At 74.3% G+C, this 16,810-nt stretch carries 15 protein-coding genes; 9 read left to right on the forward strand and 6 right to left on the reverse strand.

The window, feature by feature from the left end; genetic code table 11:
• Nucleotides 1-320 precede the first annotated feature (320 nt).
• Both AC0680_RS33180 and AC0680_RS33185 read left to right on the forward strand, forming a co-directional pair.
• Nucleotides 321-794 carry a Dps family protein gene (locus tag AC0680_RS33180; protein WP_478636321.1) on the forward strand — a complete coding sequence of 158 codons (474 nt, stop codon included), beginning with the start codon at nucleotides 321-323 and terminating at the stop codon, nucleotides 792-794.
• Nucleotides 795-890: 96 nt separating this feature from the next.
• On the forward strand, nucleotides 891-1,250 hold the full coding sequence (locus tag AC0680_RS33185) for a hypothetical protein (RefSeq protein WP_478636324.1): 360 nt from the start codon (nucleotides 891-893) through the stop codon (nucleotides 1,248-1,250).
• On the opposite strand, the gene AC0680_RS33190 is transcribed toward AC0680_RS33185, so the two are convergent.
• The 3 genes from AC0680_RS33190 to AC0680_RS33200 are packed head-to-tail and all read right to left on the reverse strand — an operon-like array spanning nucleotide 1,198 to nucleotide 7,682.
• Complete coding sequence (locus tag AC0680_RS33190; protein ID WP_478636327.1) at nucleotides 1,198-1,974, reverse strand: SDR family NAD(P)-dependent oxidoreductase; 777 nt, start codon at nucleotides 1,972-1,974, stop codon at nucleotides 1,198-1,200. The two genes, AC0680_RS33185 and AC0680_RS33190, sit on opposite strands and share 53 nt — an antisense overlap.
• Before the next feature lie 60 nt (nucleotides 1,975-2,034).
• The gene (locus AC0680_RS33195) at nucleotides 2,035-2,853 is read right to left on the reverse strand and encodes an Fpg/Nei family DNA glycosylase (RefSeq protein WP_478636330.1); all 819 of its coding nucleotides are present in this window, start codon (nucleotides 2,851-2,853) and stop codon (nucleotides 2,035-2,037) included.
• 50 nt (nucleotides 2,854-2,903) lie between these two features.
• The gene (locus AC0680_RS33200) at nucleotides 2,904-7,682 is read right to left on the reverse strand and encodes an Lhr family helicase (protein ID WP_478636333.1); all 4,779 of its coding nucleotides are present in this window, start codon (nucleotides 7,680-7,682) and stop codon (nucleotides 2,904-2,906) included.
• A gap of 135 nt (nucleotides 7,683-7,817) precedes the next feature.
• Between AC0680_RS33200 and AC0680_RS33205 the strand changes: the two genes are divergently transcribed.
• The 3 genes from AC0680_RS33205 to AC0680_RS33215 all read left to right on the forward strand — a co-directional run bounded on the left by AC0680_RS33205 (nucleotide 7,818) and on the right by AC0680_RS33215 (nucleotide 9,930).
• Nucleotides 7,818-8,702, forward strand: a complete 885-nt coding sequence (locus tag AC0680_RS33205; RefSeq protein WP_478636336.1) for an AraC family transcriptional regulator — start codon at nucleotides 7,818-7,820, stop codon at nucleotides 8,700-8,702.
• A gap of 92 nt (nucleotides 8,703-8,794) precedes the next feature.
• Nucleotides 8,795-9,625, forward strand: a complete 831-nt coding sequence (locus AC0680_RS33210) for an AzlC family ABC transporter permease (protein WP_478636339.1) — start codon at nucleotides 8,795-8,797, stop codon at nucleotides 9,623-9,625.
• Nucleotides 9,622-9,930, forward strand: coding sequence for an AzlD domain-containing protein (locus AC0680_RS33215; RefSeq protein ID WP_478636342.1), 309 nt, complete (start codon nucleotides 9,622-9,624; stop codon nucleotides 9,928-9,930). The genes AC0680_RS33210 and AC0680_RS33215 overlap by 4 nt, the downstream gene beginning before the upstream one ends.
• A 78-nt stretch (nucleotides 9,931-10,008) precedes the next feature.
• On the opposite strand, the gene AC0680_RS33220 is transcribed toward AC0680_RS33215, so the two are convergent.
• On the reverse strand, nucleotides 10,009-10,932 hold the full coding sequence (locus AC0680_RS33220; RefSeq protein WP_478636345.1) for a hypothetical protein: 924 nt from the start codon (nucleotides 10,930-10,932) through the stop codon (nucleotides 10,009-10,011).
• A gap of 78 nt (nucleotides 10,933-11,010) precedes the next feature.
• On the opposite strand from AC0680_RS33220, the gene AC0680_RS33225 reads away from it, so the two are divergent.
• The gene (locus AC0680_RS33225; RefSeq protein ID WP_384434446.1) at nucleotides 11,011-11,205 is read left to right on the forward strand and encodes a DUF3046 domain-containing protein; all 195 of its coding nucleotides are present in this window, start codon (nucleotides 11,011-11,013) and stop codon (nucleotides 11,203-11,205) included.
• A 206-nt stretch (nucleotides 11,206-11,411) separates the two neighbouring features.
• A complete protein-coding gene (locus AC0680_RS33230; protein WP_478636458.1) occupies nucleotides 11,412-12,698 on the forward strand; it encodes an AI-2E family transporter in 1,287 nt (428 codons plus the stop codon).
• A gap of 442 nt (nucleotides 12,699-13,140) precedes the next feature.
• Here AC0680_RS33230 and AC0680_RS33235 read toward each other — a convergent pair whose 3' ends face one another.
• Complete coding sequence (locus tag AC0680_RS33235; RefSeq protein WP_478636461.1) at nucleotides 13,141-14,286, reverse strand: GDSL-type esterase/lipase family protein; 1,146 nt, start codon at nucleotides 14,284-14,286, stop codon at nucleotides 13,141-13,143.
• A 129-nt stretch (nucleotides 14,287-14,415) separates the two neighbouring features.
• Entirely contained in the window at nucleotides 14,416-15,216 is an 801-nt protein-coding gene (locus AC0680_RS33240) for a helix-turn-helix transcriptional regulator (RefSeq protein ID WP_478636350.1), read from the reverse strand.
• 166 nt (nucleotides 15,217-15,382) lie between these two features.
• Between AC0680_RS33240 and AC0680_RS33245 the strand changes: the two genes are divergently transcribed.
• Both AC0680_RS33245 and AC0680_RS33250 read left to right on the forward strand, forming a co-directional pair.
• Nucleotides 15,383-16,120: an SDR family oxidoreductase gene (locus AC0680_RS33245; RefSeq protein ID WP_478636464.1), complete on the forward strand. Its 738-nt coding sequence runs from the start codon at nucleotides 15,383-15,385 to the stop codon at nucleotides 16,118-16,120.
• A 122-nt stretch (nucleotides 16,121-16,242) separates the two neighbouring features.
• Nucleotides 16,243-16,572 (forward strand): DUF6191 domain-containing protein, encoded by a 330-nt coding sequence (locus tag AC0680_RS33250; RefSeq protein ID WP_478636352.1) that lies wholly within the window; start codon nucleotides 16,243-16,245, stop codon nucleotides 16,570-16,572.
• The last annotated feature ends 238 nt before the right edge of the window (nucleotides 16,573-16,810 follow it).

A 16,810-nucleotide genomic window follows, 5' to 3' on the forward strand; every position in this document is an offset into this window, starting at 1 on the left:
GCCTTGCCTCTCATCCTCTCCCTACCATCCCCGCCCTCTACCCTCCCCACCTGCTCGTCTTCCCCCCCCCCCCCCCCCCCCCCCCCCCCCCTCCCCCCCCCCCCCCCCCCCCCCCCCCCCCTGGGCCTCGGTGCTGTCCGAGGGCAGGGGGTGGGCGGGGCCGGTGGGGGCCGGCGGGCGGTCCGTCCGGGCCGCACGGAGCGGGCGATTCGTCTATACGATGGCGAAGTAATACAAATCGCCCGATTGATCCCTCATCGATCGTGCCCAGGAACCCCCTCGATCCCTCGCCGTACCCCCGTCCGAACAGGAGCATCCGGATGTCCGTCGTCAAGAGCACGCTGTCCGACGCAGACCGCACCACCGTCGGGCACGCGCTGCAGGGAGCACTCGTCGATCTGGTGGACCTCTCCCTCGTCGCCAAGCAGGTGCACTGGAACGTCATCGGCCCGCGATTCCGCTCCGTTCACCTCCAGCTCGACGATGTGGTCGCCAGTGCCCGGCTGCACGCCGACACGGTGGCCGAGCGGGCGTCCGCGATCGGGGTGTCCCCCGACGGGCGGGCCGCCACCGTCGCCAAGACCAGCGGCATCAACGAGGTACAGGACGGCTGGATCAAGGACGGCGAGGTGGTGCGGGCCATGGTGGGCGCGCTGGGCGCGATCATCACCCGGATGCGCGAGCGGATCATCGCCACCGCCGACCCGGACCCGGTCAGCCAGGACATCCTCATCGGTCTCACCGCCGACCTGGAGAAGCACCACTGGATGTTCCAGGCCGAGGCCCACCACTGAGCGGGGCTTGCGGTGGTGCCCGCGCGCCGGAAGTGCGCCGGTGCGCTCTCCCCCTCGACGGCAGGCCCCGTCTAGCGTCGGCCGGAGGAGGCACCCATGGCGAGGCGTGGATTCCCGGCCCGTGGCCCGGGCGGCCGGCTCACCACCCGTGAGCCGAACGGCCGGCGGCCGCGGGCCGTGCCGGGGCGCTGGATATCCGCGGCCCTCGTCGGGGGGCTGTGGTGGTGGGCGGTGGTCCGGCTGGCGGTGTGGCCGCAGTCGGCGGGGGTGGTCGAGGGGGCCGTGACGCTGGGCGGCTGGGGGCTGAGTCTGCTGCCGGTGCACTGCGTCCCGTGGACGGGGCGGCGTGAGGGCATGGGCCGGAGCGCCGTGGGCCGTGGGGTGCGCGGGATCCGGGCGGCGTTCACCAGGGCATCGCGACGCCGCCGTTCGGACGGAGGATCTGGCCGGTCGTAAAGGACGAGGCGTCGCTGACCAGATGGAGTACGGCGTGCGCGACGTCCTCGGGCTCGCCCACCCGCCCCAGTGGTGACATCCGGATCATCGGCCGCTCCGCCTGCTGCTGGGCCTCGGCGCCGTGGCGGTCGGTCATCGCCGTGCGTATCCAGCCCGGGGCGACGGCGTTGACGCGGATGCCGTGCCGGCCGACCTCCGCGGCCAGGGTCCTGGTGAGCTGTACGACGGCGGCCTTGGCGGCGCCGTAGCAGAGCAGGCCGGGTGCGCCGGTGTCGATCGCGCCGGAGGCCATGGTGACGACGGACCCCCGGGTGGCGGTGGCGATCATGGCGCGGGCCGCCTCCTGGCAGCCGTACAGCACGCCCTTGAAGTTGGTGTTCCAGACCCGGTCCAGATCCTCTTCCGCGGTCTCCAGCACGGGGGAGGAGTGCATGATCCCGGCGATGTTCGCCATCGCGTCGAGTCGGCCGGTGGTCTCGCGGGCGGCGGCGACCACGGCGGCTACCTGGTCGCGACGGGTGACGTCCAGGGGGTGCGGGTGCGCGGCGCCGCCGGACGCGGTGATGGCCGCGGCGGTCGCCCGGACGCCCGGCTCGTCGAGGTCCGCGCAGTGGACGGTGGCACCGGCCTCGGCGAGGAGCGCGGCGGTGGCCCGGCCGATGCCGCTCGCCGCGCCGGTGACGATCGCGGTGCGGCCCGTGAGGTCGTACGCGGTGAGGGGCATGACGCGAGGGTAGGGAGAGATCTGACGGGTCGTCAATTGGTGCGGGGGTGGGAATGCGGGTCAGGGGGCGGCGGTGGGCAGGTCGCCGGCCGGCGGGTCCGGCTGGCAGGCGGGGCACCAGTAGGTGACGCGTTCTTCCGCGGCGGGTTCCTGGCCGGTGGTGCGTACGGCGGTACCGCAGCGCAGACAGGGGCGGCCGGCCCGGCCGTAGACCCACAGCCGGCGGTCGGGGCGTGCGCTGGGGGTGGTGGTGCGGGCCGGGCGCCGTCTGTTGGCCTCCAAAAGCTTCCTGGCGAGCGCGGGAGCCCGCTCCGGGGCGGGCAGCTCGCCGACGGGGAGCCAGGGGGAGGCCCGCAGGACGAAGCACAGCTCGGACTTGTAGACATTGCCGATCCCGGCGAGATTGCGCTGGTCGAGCAGGGCCTCGCCGAGCGGCCGCTCCGGGGCGGCGAGCAGTCGGCGCAGGGCCTCGGCGCCGTCCCAGTCGGGGCCGAGGAGGTCGGGCCCCAGATGGCCGACGACCCGGGTCTCCTCGGTGGTGGGCAGGAGATCGAGGACGGGGAGGCGGTAGCCGACGGCGGTGTGCTCTTCGTTGCCGAGGATCGCCCTGATCTGGTGGGCCGGGCCGCCGCGCCAGCGCTCGTCGGGGCCGTAGATCTTCCAGGCGCCGTCCATCCGCAGATGGGAGTGCAGGGTCAGACCGCCCCCGAAGCGGGTGAGGAGGTGCTTGCCGCGGGAGACCACCGCCAGCACCTCGCGGCCGGTGAGGTCCACCGTCGCCAGCCGGGGAACGCGCAGGTCGCACCGGGTCAGCGGGCGGCCGGCCAGCGCTTCGTGGAGCCGCTGCGCCAAGCGCCAGACGGTGTCGCCTTCGGGCATGCCACCATCATGCCGGGAGGCGGCGCCGACCGGGCGGCCGGCTGAGGTCGTCAGCCCCGCAGCCGCAGCCCCCGAGGAGTCGGGTGGAAGCCGGCCGACTCCAGGGTGGCGGCGAAGGGGGAGGTGAGCGCCGCGGTGCCGTTGATGCGTTCGGTGGTGAGGGTGCCCACCGCGCCGGCGCGGGCGGCGTCGATGAGCGCCTCGACCGCGAGCCGGAGGCGGGGGTCGGTGGACGCCTGGGCCGGGTCATGGCCGAGCGGCCAGGCGAGCAGGGTCTTGCCGCCCCGCTCCATGTAGAGCGTCAGCTCACCGTCGACCAGGACGACCAGGGAACCCGCCTTGCGACCGGGCTTGTGGGTCGAGCCCTCCGGCGGGTCGGGCCAGGACAGGGCGGCACCGTAGGCGTTGGCCGGATCGGCGGCGGCCAGGACGACGGCCCGCTGCGGGCCGCCCGCGGAGCGCCCGCGGCCACCGACCGGCAGTGCCTCCTCGACGTCGCCCGTACGCTCCCGCTGGTTGCTCACCGCCCGCAGCCGGTCCACCGCGCCGTCCATCGCGAACTGGGCGGCGCCCAGCCCTTCGACGACATAGCCGCGACGGGCCTGACCGGACTCCTCGAACGCGGCCAGCACGCGGTACGCCGCGGAGAAGCCGCCCGCCACCCCCTCGGCGGCCACCGCCCCGCGGGTGACGATGCCGTGCCGGTCCAGGAGCGTGCGCGCCAGGGCGTGGGCGCGGTGGGTGGCGTCCGCCTCGGGGGCCGGCAGCAGCGACCAGCGGCCGCCCACGGTCGGCGGGCCGGAGCGGGAGGCGGTGGGGCGGCCGCGACCCGCCGCCGCGGTCAGCGACCCGTATCTGCCGCGGGGGACGGCCCGCCGGGCACGGTGGGCGGTCGAGCCGGCCGTGCGGCCCGATCCCAGCAGGGCGCGCATCGGGGCGAGGGTGTCGTTGGTCAGCCGGCCCGACCAGGCCAGATCCCACAGGGCGTCGGCCAGTTGGGGGTCGGTGGCATCGGGGTGGGTGGTGGCCCGGACCTGGTCGGCGAGCTGGCGGAAGAACAGGCCGTACCCCGGGGCGAGGGCGGCGAGCAACGACTCGTGCAGGGCGGTGAGTTCCAGCGGGAGGGGCGGCGGGAGCAACAGCGGGGCGGAGTCGGCGAGATGGAGGGAGAGCCAGCCGTCCTTGCCGGGGAGCGCGCCGGCGCCGGCCCACAACACCTCGCCGGTGGCGGTGAGTTCGTCCAGCAGGGCGGGGGTGTAGCCGCCGACGCGGGACGGCAGCACCAGCTTCTCCAGGGCGGAGGCCGGCACCGGCGCGCCCTGCAGCTGCTCGATGGCGCGCACCAGGCCGTCGATACCGCGCAGGCCGTACGACGCGCCGGCCGGCGGCGCCGGATGCCCGGCAGGCGGCGCCGGGCGGGGGGCGCCGACGTGCTGCCACTGGGGGAGGAAGGCGGCGAGCGCTGCGGGCGGCACCGGTTCGAGCTCCTCGCGCAGCGCGGCGAGCGAGCGGCGGCGCAGCCTGCGCAGCACCTGCGCGTCGCACCACTCCTGGCCGATGCCCGCGGGGTGGAACTCCCCCTGGACGACCCGGCCGGCGGCCGCGAGGCGGTGCAGCGCGCCGTCGGTGACGGCCGTGCCGAGGCCGAAGCGGGCGGCCGCCTGCTCGGAGGTGAACGGGCCGTGCGTACGGGCGTAGCGGGACAGCAGGTCGCCGAGCGGGTCCTTGACCGGTTCGGTGAACGACTCCGGGACGCCGACCGGCAGCGCCGTACCCAACGCGTCGCGCAGCCGGCCGGCATCCTCGACGGCGGCCCAGTGGTCGGCGCCGGCGATCCGCACCGCGATGGCGCGGCGGGCGGCGGCCAGCTCCCTGGTCCACGCCGGATCCGCGCCGCGCTCGGCCAGCTCCGCGTCCGTCAGCGGACCCAGCAGCCGCAGCACGTCGGCGACGCCCTCGACGTCCTTGACGCGCCGGTCCTCCGTCCGCCACTGCAGCTCGCGCTCCAGCTCGGCCAGCACCTCCGCGTCCAGCAGCTCGCGCAGCTCGGCCTGGCCCAGCAACTCGGCGAGCAGCCGGGAATCCAGCGACAGCGCGGCGGCGCGGCGCTCGGCGAGCGGGGAGTCGCCCTCGTACAGGAACTGCGCGACATAGCCGAACAGCAGCGAGCGGGCGAACGGGGACGGCTCGGGGGTGGTGACCTCCACCAGGCGGACCCGGCGGGCCTCGATGTCGCCCATCAGCTCCGTCAGGCCCGGCACGTCGAAGACGTCCTGGAGGCATTCGCGGACGGCCTCCAGCACGATGGGGAAGGACCCGAACTCGCTGGCCACCTGGAGCAGCTGGGCGGCGCGCTGGCGCTGCTGCCACAACGGTGTGCGCTTGCCGGGGCTGCGTCGCGGCAGCAGCAGGGCACGGGCGGCGCATTCGCGGAACCGGGCGGCGAACAGCGCGGACCCGCCCACCTGGTCCGTGACGAGCTGATCGACCTCACCCTGGTCGAAGGCGACGTCGGCGGCCCCCACGGGGGACTGCTCCGGGTCGTACTCCGCGCCGCGGGCCACCAGACCCGGGTCGCCCGACAGGTCGAAGCCGCCGTCCCCGTCGAGGAGGTCGAGGCCCATCAGGTCGGCGTCCGGCAGCCGCAGTACGATGCCGTCGTCGGCGTGCATCACCTGGGCGTCCATGCCGTAGCGCTCGGCGAGGCGGGCACCGAGGGCCAGCGCCCAGGGGGCGTGGACCTGCGCGCCGAAGGGGGAGTGGATGACCACCCGCCAGTCGCCGAGCTCGTCGCGGAACCGCTCGACGACGATCGTACGGTCGTCGGGGACATGGCCGCAGGCCTGCTTCTGCTCGGCGAGATAACCCAGCACATTGGACACCGCCCAGGCGTCCAGCCCGGCGGCGGACAGCCGGGCCCCGGCGTCCTTTGGGCCGAGCGAGCCGATCTCCCTCAGGAACGCGCCCAGCGCACGGCCCAGCTCCAGGGGGCGGCCCAGCTGGTCGCCCTTCCAGAACGGCAGCCGGCCGGGGACTCCCGGGGCGGGGGTGACCAGCACCCGGTCGCGGGTGATGTCCTCGATGCGCCACGACGTCGTGCCGAGCGTGAAGACATCGCCGACACGGGACTCGTAGACCATCTCCTCGTCCAGCTCGCCCACCCGGCGCCCGCCGCCGCCCTTGCCGGAGTCACCGCCGGCGAGGAACACGCCGAACAGGCCGCGGTCGGGGATCGTGCCACCGGACGTGACGGCCAGGCGCTGGGCCCCGGGGCGGCCCGTGACGGTCTGCGCGACGCGGTCCCACACCAGGCGCGGCCGCAGCTCGGCGAAGGCGTCCGAGGGGTAGCGGCCGGCGAGCATGTCCAGCACGGCCGTGAACGCCGACTCGGGGAGCGCCGCGAAGGGGGCCGCCCGCCGGACGACGGCCAACAGCTCCTCGACGTCCCAGGTGTCCATCGCGGCCATGGCGACGAGCTGCTGGGCGAGCACGTCCAGCGGATTGGCGGGCACCCGCAGCGCCTCGATGGCGCCCGAGCGCATCCGTTCGGTCACCACGGCCGCCTGCACCAGATCGCCGCGGTACTTGGGGAAGACGATGCCCGTCGAGACCGCGCCGACCTGATGTCCGGCCCGGCCGACCCGCTGCAGCCCGGAGGCGACCGACGGCGGCGACTCGACCTGGACGACCAGGTCGACCGCGCCCATGTCGATGCCCAGCTCCAGACTGGAGGTGGCGACCACGGCCGGCAGCCGGCCCGCCTTCAAGTCCTCCTCCACCTGGGCGCGTTGCTCCTTGGACACCGAGCCGTGGTGGGCGCGGGCCAGCAGCGGCGGCGCCCCCTTGGCGGCGCCGGACTCGGCCATCAGCTCCGCCGGGGAGTGGTGCTCGGGGAGCGCCTCGCCCGTGGCGCGCTCGTAGGCGATCTCGTTCAGGCGGTTGCACAACCGCTCCGCCAGACGGCGGGAGTTGGCGAAGACGATCGTGGAGCGATGGGCCTGGACGAGATCGGCGATCCTCTCCTCGACCTGCGGCCAGATGGAGGGCTTCTCGCCCGTGTCGCCCTCCTGGACCGGTGAGCCGCCCAGCTCGCCCATGTCCTCCACCGGGACGACCACCGACAGGTCGAAGCGCTTCCCGGACGGCGGCTGGACGATCTCCACCCGGCGCCGGGGGGACAGATAGCGGGCCACCTCCTCCACCGGACGCACCGTCGCCGACAGCCCGATCCGGCGCGCGGGACGGTCCAGCAGCTCGTCCAGCCGCTCCAGGGAGAGCGCGAGATGCGCACCGCGCTTCGTGCCGGCGACCGCGTGCACCTCGTCCACGATCACCGTCTCGACGCCCGCCAGCGCCTCCCGGGCCGAGGACGTCAGCATCAGGAACAGCGACTCGGGGGTCGTGATGAGGATGTCCGGCGGGCGGTTGGCGATCGACCGGCGCTCCGCGGGCGGCGTGTCCCCCGAGCGGATGCCGACCTTGATGTCGGGCTCCGGCAGCCCGAGCCGGACCGACTCCTGCCGGATTCCCGTCAGGGGGCTGCGCAGATTGCGCTCGACGTCCACGGCCAGCGCCTTCAGCGGCGAGACGTACAGCACCCGGCAGCGCTTCTTCGGCTCGGCGGGCGGGGGAGCGCTCGCCAGCGCGTCCAGCGACGCGAGGAAGGCGGCGAGGGTCTTGCCGGATCCCGTCGGCGCCACCACCAGGACGTCCGAGCCCGCGCCGATCGCCCGCCAGGCACCCTCCTGTGCGGCGGTGGGCGCGCTGAACGCCCCGGCGAACCATCCACGGGTCGCGGGAGAGAACGAGTCGAGCGCTGCCTTGGCCATGTCCCCCATCGTGCACCGCGCCACTGACAACGCGGTCCCCGCGCGGGCCGCCGGCCGCCCCGGCGGGGCCCGCGACACCCGTCCACGCTGTGGACGCCCAGGTCGGGAGCCCTCCGGACCGATCACAATGGGGGCATGGTCACGGGCAGCGGGGACGGCGCGGCGACCGGGGGCGGCCCCGGCGCGGACGCCACGCCGCGGGCGCGCGGGGAGTGGGCGCGCCACTGGCGGTACGCCGGGCTGCCCGGCCTGGACCTGCTGCGCGCCCGTTACGTCCGGCACTCCTTCCCCCGCCACGCCCACGACGGCTACGTCGTCTGCGCGGTCACTTCCGGCATCGAGGAGGTCGGGCTCCAGCAGGGCACCGTCCGGGCCGGCCACGGCGGCATCGTGATGATCAACCCGGAGGTCGCGCACACCGCGCGGGCCGGCGCCCCCGAGGGCTGGGCCTACGCCACCCTCTACCCGTCGCCCGAGGTCGTCGCCGAGATAGCCGAGGAGACCACGGCCCTGCGCGGCACCGCCGGGTTCACCCGGACCACCGCCGAGGACCCGCACCTCGGCCGCATGATCACCGAGGTCCACGGAGCCGCCGAGGCCGGCAACGCGCTCGCCGCCGACAGCCTGCTGCGGATCGCCGTCGCCCGGCTGCTGCGCCGCTACGGAGGCCCGCTCCCGGCGCGTACGCCGCGCAGCGCGGGCGCACGGACCGCCGACCTGGCCCGGGCCCTCCTGGAGGAGCGGATGGCCGACCCGCCCTCCCTGGAGCAGCTGGCGCAGGAGCTCGGCACCAGCCCGTTCGCGCTGCTGCGGGCCTTCAAAGGCGCGTACGGGATGCCCCCGCACACCTGGCTCACCGATGCCCGGGTGCGCCGGGCCCGCAGGCTCCTGGAGGCGGGCCGCACCCCCGCGCAGACCGCCGTCGAGGTCGGCTTCAGCGATCAGCCGCATCTGAACCGGCACTTCACCCGCATCGTCGGGGTGCCGCCCGGCGCGTACCGCAGGGAGCGGTCGGCCTAGGCCCTGCTGCCCCATCGGGCCGACCCCAGGTGCGCTCCCGGGCCGCAAGAACGTACAAGACCACCGAGGGCGCGCGCTCCTAAGGTCCAGGCGTGCCAGAAAAGACAGAGATACGCCCCGCGGGCCCCACCGCGCCGCCGGGACCGGCGGCCGCCGCGAAGCCCGACTCCGCCGTCATCAGGGACGCCCTCGGCGTCGGTATCGCCGTCGGACTCTCCGGATTCGCCTTCGGAGTGACCTCGGCCGGAGCCGGCCTCAGCCTGCTGCAGACGTGTGCGCTCAGCCTGCTGGTGTTCACCGGCGCCTCGCAGTTCGCCCTCGTGGGCGCGCTCGCCGCGGGCGGCAACCCGTTCACCGCCGCGGCCGGCGCCTTCTTCCTGGGGACCCGCAACGCGTTCTACGGTCTGCGGCTGTCCACCGTCCTCGGCTACCGGGCAGGCGTCAGACCCTTCGCCGCCCACTGGGTCATCGACGAGACCTCCGCCGTCACCCTGGCCCAGCCCGACCGCCGCAGCGCCCGGCTGGGCTTCACCGTCACCGGGCTGAGCCTGTACGCCCTGTGGAACCTCACCACCTTCGCCGGCGCGCTGGGCGCCGAGGCGCTCGGCGACACCGACGCCTGGGGCCTGGACGCGGCCGGGCCCGCGGTCTTCCTGGCGCTCCTCGCACCGATGCTCAAGACGGCCGTCGAGCGGGCCGCGGCCGGGCTGGCCGTGGTGGTGCTCATGGTGACGCTGCCGCTGCTGCCCACCGGCGTCCCGGTCCTGCTCGCGGCGCTGGCCGCACCCGCCGTCCTCGCCGTACAGGGGCGCCGCGAACGGGCGGGCGCGGCGCGGGGGCCGGGCGCCGGCCGGGCCGGCACCGCCGCGCGCCGCAACGGCGGCGCGGGCGGCCACACCACCACTGAGGAGGACCGGGCATGAGCGTGTGGATCGCGATCGCCCTCACCGCCGTCGGCTGCTACCTGGTCAAGTACCTCGGCCTGTCGGCGCCGGCCGGCGTACTGGAGCGGCCGCTCGTCAAGCGGCTGGCCGCACTGCTGCCGGTGGCCCTGCTGGCCGCGCTCACGGCCCAGCAGACCTTCAGCGACGGCCGGTACCTGATGCTCGACGCCAAGGCGGCGGGCGTGGCCGCCGCGGCCGTCGCGCTCGCCCTTCGGGCGCCGTTCCTGCTGGTCGTCGGCGTGGCCGTGGTCGTCACCGCCGGGGTACGGGCACTGACCGGGTGATCGCGGCGGGGCTTGCCGGGCCGGGGCGGGCGGTGCCCGGCGGCCGCCACCGCCGGCCCGGCACCTGCGGGCGGGCGCTCAGCCGAGGGGCCGCCCGTAGGCCCGCAGGGTCAGCAGCGCCTTGAGCGTCACCATCGGGCGGCCCTCCAGCGCCGTCCCCGGAGCCCACACCCGCCAGTTGACCGGCCAGCCGCCGTCCTCCTCCTGGAGGGCGGCGAGGTGGTCCAGGGACCGGTCCATCTCCTCGTCGGTGAACCAGCCGCGGGCCAGCGAGTCGGGCGCCGCCGCGAAGTCGTACGCCAGGTGGTGCTCCCCGGGGGCGTACCCCTGCGCCACCGGGACGTCCGCGGCGCGCTCGGGGTCCAGCAGCACCAGACCCTGCTCCCGTACGAGCCGGCCCAGCCGCGCGGCCGCCGCGGCGGCCCGCGGCCGGTCCGGGGCACCGTCCAGGAAGGCCACCGCCGCCTCCACCTCGTACGGATGGGTCTCCTTCAGGGACTCCACGGCCGCCCAGCAGTAGTCCGTGGCCCGGAACAGCCAGGCGTGCCACACCGCGTTGCGGTGCAGCGTCCCCACCACGGGGCCGGTGGCCAGCAGAGCGCTCGGCGGATCGTCGACCACCGGGATCCACGGCGCGGCCGGATAGCCCCGCAGCGAGGGGTCCAGCGCGGGCAGCGCGCCCTGCGGCGTCGAGATCTTCGTCAGATAGCGGCAGATCCGCTCCACCTGGCGGCCGTCGCAGCGCCCGATCTGATCGAGGACCTTCAGGGCGTGCGCGGTGTGCAGCGGCTGGCTGACGGGGCCGCGCAGATCGGGCTCCAGGGCGTGGCCGAAGCCGTCGTCGTCATTGCGGTACGCGGCGAGCGCGGTCTCGACCGGGTCTGCCCCGCCGCCGAGGAAGTGGTACTCGAAGAGCCGCTGCTCCAGCACCCGGGCGGTCAGCCAGACGAAGCGCTCGGCGCGCGCCAGAGGGGTCGAGGTGGGGCTTGCGTTTTCGGCCATGGCCCGACGGTAGGGCCGAAACCCCCCGGTGGCACCGGCTCGGGCACCGCTGCCCTCCCAGGGCGGGATACTGGAGGCATGCGGTTGACGGTCTTCTGGCAGCGGATGGCGGATCACTTCGGCGCGGGCTACGCCGACTCCTTCGCGCGCGATCATGTGATGTCCGGCCTCGGCGGCCGGACCGTCCACGAGGCGCTGGACGCGGGCTGGAGCGCCAAAGAGGTGTGGCGGGTGGTCTGCTCGGTGATGGACGTACCGCACGACAAGCGCTGAGCGGCCGGGCCGGGATCCGGCCTCGTCGCCCGCCTCGCCGGGCTTCGTCGCCGACGCCGTCGTGCACCCCCGCCGTCACCGGAGCCCCGCCCCGCCGACCCGGTGGGAAAGCCCCGAAGGCCGGGCATCGCGGACGCGGCCACGGCCCAGAACCGGGATTGTCGGCGCGGTACGCGACACTTGGCTGCGTGCCCGTGTCTGATGAGATCACCAGCAACGACGTTCCACGGCCCGAGGACCGGCGTGCGGACCCGCCCGAGGCGTCGCGGCCCGATGCGCGGATGCCGCGCTGGCTGCCGCGCGCCATGGTGCTCGCGCTCGCCCTCGTGGGGTGCTACCAACTCGCCATCTGGGGATTCCACCAGCTGATCACGCTGCTGCTGAACGTGCTGATCGCGTTCTTCCTCGCGCTGGCCGTCGAGCCGGCCGTCGACTGGATGGCGGCCCGCGGTATGCGGCGCGGGCTGGCGACCGGGCTGGTGTTCCTGGGGATCCTGGTCGCCGCGGCCGGCTTCTTCGCGCTCCTGGGCTCCATGCTCGCCGGCCAGATAGCCACGATGGTGGAGGAGTTCCCGCAGTATCTGGACTCCGTCATCAGCTGGATCAACAGCACCCTGCACACCCACCTGTCGCGGGTCGAGGTGCAGAACAACCTGCTGCGGTCCGACTGGCTGCAGAAGTACGTCCAGGACAGCGCCAACAACGTGCTGGCCGTCTCCGCGACGGTGCTGGGCAGCCTGTTCAACCTCCTGACGGTGGCCCTGTTCTCGTTCTACTTCGCCGCCGACGGCCCCCGGCTGCGCCGTGCCCTGTGCTCGGTGCTGCCGCCCCGCCGCCAGACCGAGGTGCTGCGCGCCTGGGAGATCGCCGTGGCCAAGACCGGCGGCTACCTCTACTCCCGCGGTCTGATGGCGCTGATATCCGGCCTGGCGCACTACGTCCTGCTGGAGCTGATGGGCGTCCCGTACGCCCCCGCCCTGGGCATGTGGGTGGGCCTGGTCTCCCAGTTCATACCGACCATAGGCACGTATCTGGCGGGCGCGCTGCCCATCCTGATCGCGTTCACCGTCGATCCCTGGCACGCCCTGTGGGTCTTCGGCTTCGTCGTGATCTACCAGCAGTTCGAGAACTACCTCCTGCAGCCGAGGATCACCGCCAAGACGGTGGACATCCATCCCGCCGTCGCCTTCGGATCGGTCGTCGCCGGTACGGCCCTGATGGGCGCGGTGGGCGCGCTCATCGCCATCCCGGCGACGGCGACCCTGCAGGCCTTCCTCGGCGCCTACGTCAAGCGCTACGACGTCCCCGACGACCTGCGGGTCCACGGCAGAACCCGCCGCAGGCGCGGCGCCCGCCTCCGCGCCCTCATCCGCCGCACCCCGCACGACGCAGCGCCCGCGTCCTCGCGGGAGGCCCCGGCGACGGCCGTCGCCCCGGGCGACGCGGAGACCACCCCCACCGAGGGGGACCAGGCCGGCCGGAGCGGTCGCTGAGGCGGCCCTCCTGGGCGCGGGCCGGCGCCCTACCCGTCGTACTCCCGGTCGTGGAGGGGGGGCATTGGGCAGCTGGCTGTCCAGGGACTCGCGGTAGCGGACGCAGCCGCGCAGGAAGCGCGGCCACGGCGGCACCGCCACGTCCGGCTCCACGCCCTCCGGCAGCAGGCCCCACAGCCGGGGGTGGTGCCAGCACAGGTCATGCCCCGAGCTGTCCCGGTGCGCACGGATGCCCGTACGCAACCGCCGCACCTCGGCCGCCAGTTCGTCCCGGCTCAGCCGGTCCAGATCGTCGTCCAGCCTCACGGCCACACGCTAGGCGTCCGGGAACCCGGGCGTGCCCCACCGCACCGCGTCCGGCCGACCGGATCCCCCCTATGGCGCCGCCCGGCACCACAGCGGGGCGCGAGCTGCCCGAGCCGGGAGCGGCTCCCACGGGGCTTCAGGACTGCCGGAAGGGGCCGTCGTCCGCGAAGGCGTGGGCGGCGAAGCGCTTGCCCATCCGGCGGTATGCGGCGGCGCCGGGGTGGAGGCCGTCGGCCAGGTCGGCCGCCTCGTCGGGGCCGAGCAGCTCGCGCCCGTCGAGATAGTGGAGGCGGGGATCGCGGGTCCGCCGGGCCGCCACGATCCGGGAAAGCTCGGCGCGGACCACCGTCAGCGACAAGGCCCCACCGGCCACATCGGCAGGGTCGCCCAGGGCGGTGATCCTCCCGTCCGGGCCCGTCGCGGCCGGGCCGGGGGACTCCTCCAGAGCCGGACAGCTCACCGGGGACATCACCAGCAGCGGGGTGTCCGGGTGCCCCTCCCGGATCGTGTCCAGGAATCCGTGCACCGCCGGGCCGAACGTCCGCAGCCGGAAGGCGGCCAGGCCCACGATGTTGATGCCCACCTTGAGGCTGATCAGGTCGGCGGGCATATCGCGGATCGTCCGGGCGACATAGGGGTCCAGCATCTCGTTGCCCGCCTGGCTGAGGTTGATCACCTCCACTCCTCCGAGCGCGGCCGCCACCACCGGCCAGGTGCCGGTCGGGCCGTCGGCCTCGAGGCAGTGGCTGATGGAGCTGCCGTGGTGCACCCAGCGGCGCCGGCCGTCCGGCAGCGGTGCCAGCACTTCGCCGTCGGCGCGCAGTGCCACCAGTTCCGTGGGGGTCTGCTGCGGCAGCCACAGCTCGACGTTCTTCATGCCGGCCGGCAGCCCGGTGAACCGTACGGTCCCCGGCTTCCCCGGGACCAGGCGCTGCGCGCCACCGGGGCTCGCCATCCGCAGCACATTGCCCACCGGCGCTTGTTGTCGCCCGGCCGGGGCGCCGTCCACCACCAGTTCCAGCATCCCCGTCGGGCGCGGCCCGGGTTCGGTGTCGAGCTGACCCGTGGAGGTGAGCACCTCGAACTCGAGCTCCCGCGCATCGGTGCGGAACACCAGCCGCACGCCCGAGGGCATCAGCGTCACCCCGTAGACCGACGGGTCCTGGTACTGCTCCTTGGTCCACGCCGGCAGCCGGCGCGGCATCACCCCCGTCTGCGTGCTCTCCAGGTCCAGCGCGCCCCGTACCTCCACCGGCCCGCCCACCAGGGGAACCGCTTGCATCGCCACCGTCACCGCTCCTCAGACGTCCTCAGGGCCGGATGCGGGTGCGCACCCGCGACTGCCCCCACCGCCACCCTGGCACACCGGCACTCCGCGCCACCCGGACTTCGTCGGTGGACCGTGTGCGGCTCAATCAGCCGATCGCCGGTCGTCGGAGTAGACCACCAGCGTCTGTTCCGGCTGTTCGGCCAGGTGGAAGGCGGTGTAGGCGAAGTCGACCACCCCGCGTCCCGGGCGCCGCAGCCGCTTGCGTCCGCCGTGCCGGGCCTGCACGTCGTACCGCGGCCACCAGGCACGCACTTCCGGGCTGCCCGCCTTCAGCTCGTCGACCAGCCCGGTGTACCGGGGGTCGCCCGGGTGGCGTCCGGCCAGCGCCCTCAGCCGGGCGAGCAGGCCGCGGGCCTCGACCTCCCAGTCGACCAGAACGTCCCGGGCGGCAGGTTCGAGGAACACCCAGCGGGCGAGGTTCGCCGGCCGGTCCGCCGCCGCGGTGAGGTGCGGGAACAGTTCGTCGGCCGCCCGGTTGTAGCTGAGCACGTCGTAGTTGCCGCCGATGATGTAGGCCGGATGCGGCTGGAGCAGGAGGGGGACGGCCGCCACCTCGGCGGCGAGCGGCTCGGGTTCCCCGGTCTCGGCCGCAGCCGTGTGACCGGCGAGCCGAAAGAGATGACCGCGCTCGTACCCGTCGAGCTGCAGCGCCGAGGCGAGGGCGTCGAGCACCTGGTCCGAGGCGCGGATGTCCCGGCCCTGCTCGAGGTACGTGTACCAGGTGGCGCTGATCCCGGCGAGCAGCGCGAGTTCCTCCCGGCGCAGGCCCGGGGTCCGCCGTCGGCCGGTCTGTGGCAGTCCGACCTGGTCAGGGGCGATCCGCTCCCTGCGGCTGCGAAGGAAAGCGCCCAGCTCACGGCGCTGATCCGGCTGTGTCTGCATGGTGATGGCACCCCTGGTTCCAGAATAAACACGTTCTGGATACCAGGCTAAAGTGGATCCCGAGTGGGCGGTACGGCGCTCACCGATGACCTCTGCGGGTCACCGGCAACCGGTGGTTCAGAAGGAACGACCGGTGGTTCAGAAGGAAATGGAAGAGGCGGACATCGTGTCGGGAATCGACGGCAAGGTCGTGGCGATCACGGGAGCCGGCAGCGGCATCGGCGAGGCGACCGCGCTGCTGCTTGCCGGGCGAGGCGCGCGGCTCGTCCTGGGCGCACGCCGCTCCGAGCGCCTCGCGGAGCTGGTGGCGCGGATCGAGGAGTCGGGCGGCACGGCCGTGCAGACCCGCACGGACGTGACACGGCGGGACGACCTGCACGCCCTGGTCGCCCTCGCCTGCGAGCGATTCGGTCGGCTCGACGTGCTGGTCGGCAACGCGGGGGTCGGCGCGGTCTCGCCTCTGGACGATCTGCGGGTCGAGGAGTGGGACCGGATGGTCGACGTCAACGTCAAGGGTGTGCTGCACGGAATCGGCGCCGCGTTGCCGGTCTTCCGGGCCCAGGGCGCGGGCCACTTCGTCACCATCGCCTCCACGGCCGCATTTCGCATCGTGCCGGCCATGGCGGTCTACGCCGGTACGAAGTTCGCGGTCCGCGCCATCTGCGAAGGCTTGCGCCAGGAAGCCGGCGACTCCCTGCGGGTGACCACCGTCTCGCCCGGCGCGGTAGGGACCGCCTTCGCCGAGGCGTCGACGAATCCGCGGGTCCGAGCAGAGATCACGGAGATGCGGGACCGGATCGCGATCCCGCCCGAGGCGATCGCCCGAGCCGTCGCCTTCGCCATCGAGCAGCCTGCGACCGTCGACGTGAACGAGATCGTCGTCCGGCCCACCGCCCAGAGCTGACCCCGCTCGAGTGCGCGGCGCATTTCAGGCCAGCGGCCGCGGCACCCTTGCTCTCTGCCGGGGAACCGGGCCGGGGCTCTCCGTCGGGGAACCGGGCCGGGTGGGGCGGGCGTTGTGCCGGCATGATCCTCATGTTGGCCGTCTGCCTGTTGATGGCGTCCGTGATCGTCGTGCCGCTGGTGCTTTCCGGGACCCGGCGCCTGGTGCTGCGCACCGGCCGCCCCCGGTGGCTGCGGCGGCTCGTGTGCACACTGACGACGGGCGGGGGCGGCAGCGGAGCGGGGGCGGCCGTCGCCGACGAGCTGGCCGCGGCCCTGAACCCGAACAAGCGGGTGGAGATCGAGCAGCGCCGCACGGAGCGGTTGGTACGCCACGACGGCGAGGCCGGTGCACCGCCACACTCCACCGGGGTGGACCTGACCACGGGGCGGGCGGTGATCAGGCGCCGCTAGACCTCTCGGGAGGAACGGGCGACCGCCGCGCCGGCAGGTCCGGGTGCGGCAGCCCGGGCAGCGGGGGTACCGAGTGGACCGCTTGACAGTAAAATCGAACATCCATTCTTATGGGGTGTCCGGCCCGTGATTCCGGGGATTTCGCGGAGTTATCCACAGGCTGGAGCCGGGTCCGGGCGCATTGTCAGTGGCAGGCGTTAGCGTCATGGACGTGAAGCGATCGACTCAAGCAAATCGG

The organism is Streptomyces sp. NPDC043738, from assembly GCF_056436545.1.

Coding starts and splice junctions, on each gene's coding strand:
- AC0680_RS33180 (WP_478636321.1), top strand. CDS start 321: ATGTCCGTCGTCAAGAGCACGCTGTCCGACGCAGACCGCACCACCGTC.
- AC0680_RS33185 (WP_478636324.1), top strand. CDS start 891: ATGGCGAGGCGTGGATTCCCGGCCCGTGGCCCGGGCGGCCGGCTCACC.
- AC0680_RS33190 (WP_478636327.1), bottom strand. CDS start 1,974: ATGCCCCTCACCGCGTACGACCTCACGGGCCGCACCGCGATCGTCACC.
- AC0680_RS33195 (WP_478636330.1), bottom strand. CDS start 2,853: ATGCCCGAAGGCGACACCGTCTGGCGCTTGGCGCAGCGGCTCCACGAA.
- AC0680_RS33200 (WP_478636333.1), bottom strand. CDS start 7,682: ATGGCCAAGGCAGCGCTCGACTCGTTCTCTCCCGCGACCCGTGGATGG.
- AC0680_RS33205 (WP_478636336.1), top strand. CDS start 7,818: ATGGTCACGGGCAGCGGGGACGGCGCGGCGACCGGGGGCGGCCCCGGC.
- AC0680_RS33215 (WP_478636342.1), top strand. CDS start 9,622: ATGAGCGTGTGGATCGCGATCGCCCTCACCGCCGTCGGCTGCTACCTG.
- AC0680_RS33220 (WP_478636345.1), bottom strand. CDS start 10,932: ATGGCCGAAAACGCAAGCCCCACCTCGACCCCTCTGGCGCGCGCCGAG.
- AC0680_RS33225 (WP_384434446.1), top strand. CDS start 11,011: ATGCGGTTGACGGTCTTCTGGCAGCGGATGGCGGATCACTTCGGCGCG.
- AC0680_RS33235 (WP_478636461.1), bottom strand. CDS start 14,286: ATGCAAGCGGTTCCCCTGGTGGGCGGGCCGGTGGAGGTACGGGGCGCG.
- AC0680_RS33240 (WP_478636350.1), bottom strand. CDS start 15,216: ATGCAGACACAGCCGGATCAGCGCCGTGAGCTGGGCGCTTTCCTTCGC.
- AC0680_RS33250 (WP_478636352.1), top strand. CDS start 16,243: ATGATCCTCATGTTGGCCGTCTGCCTGTTGATGGCGTCCGTGATCGTC.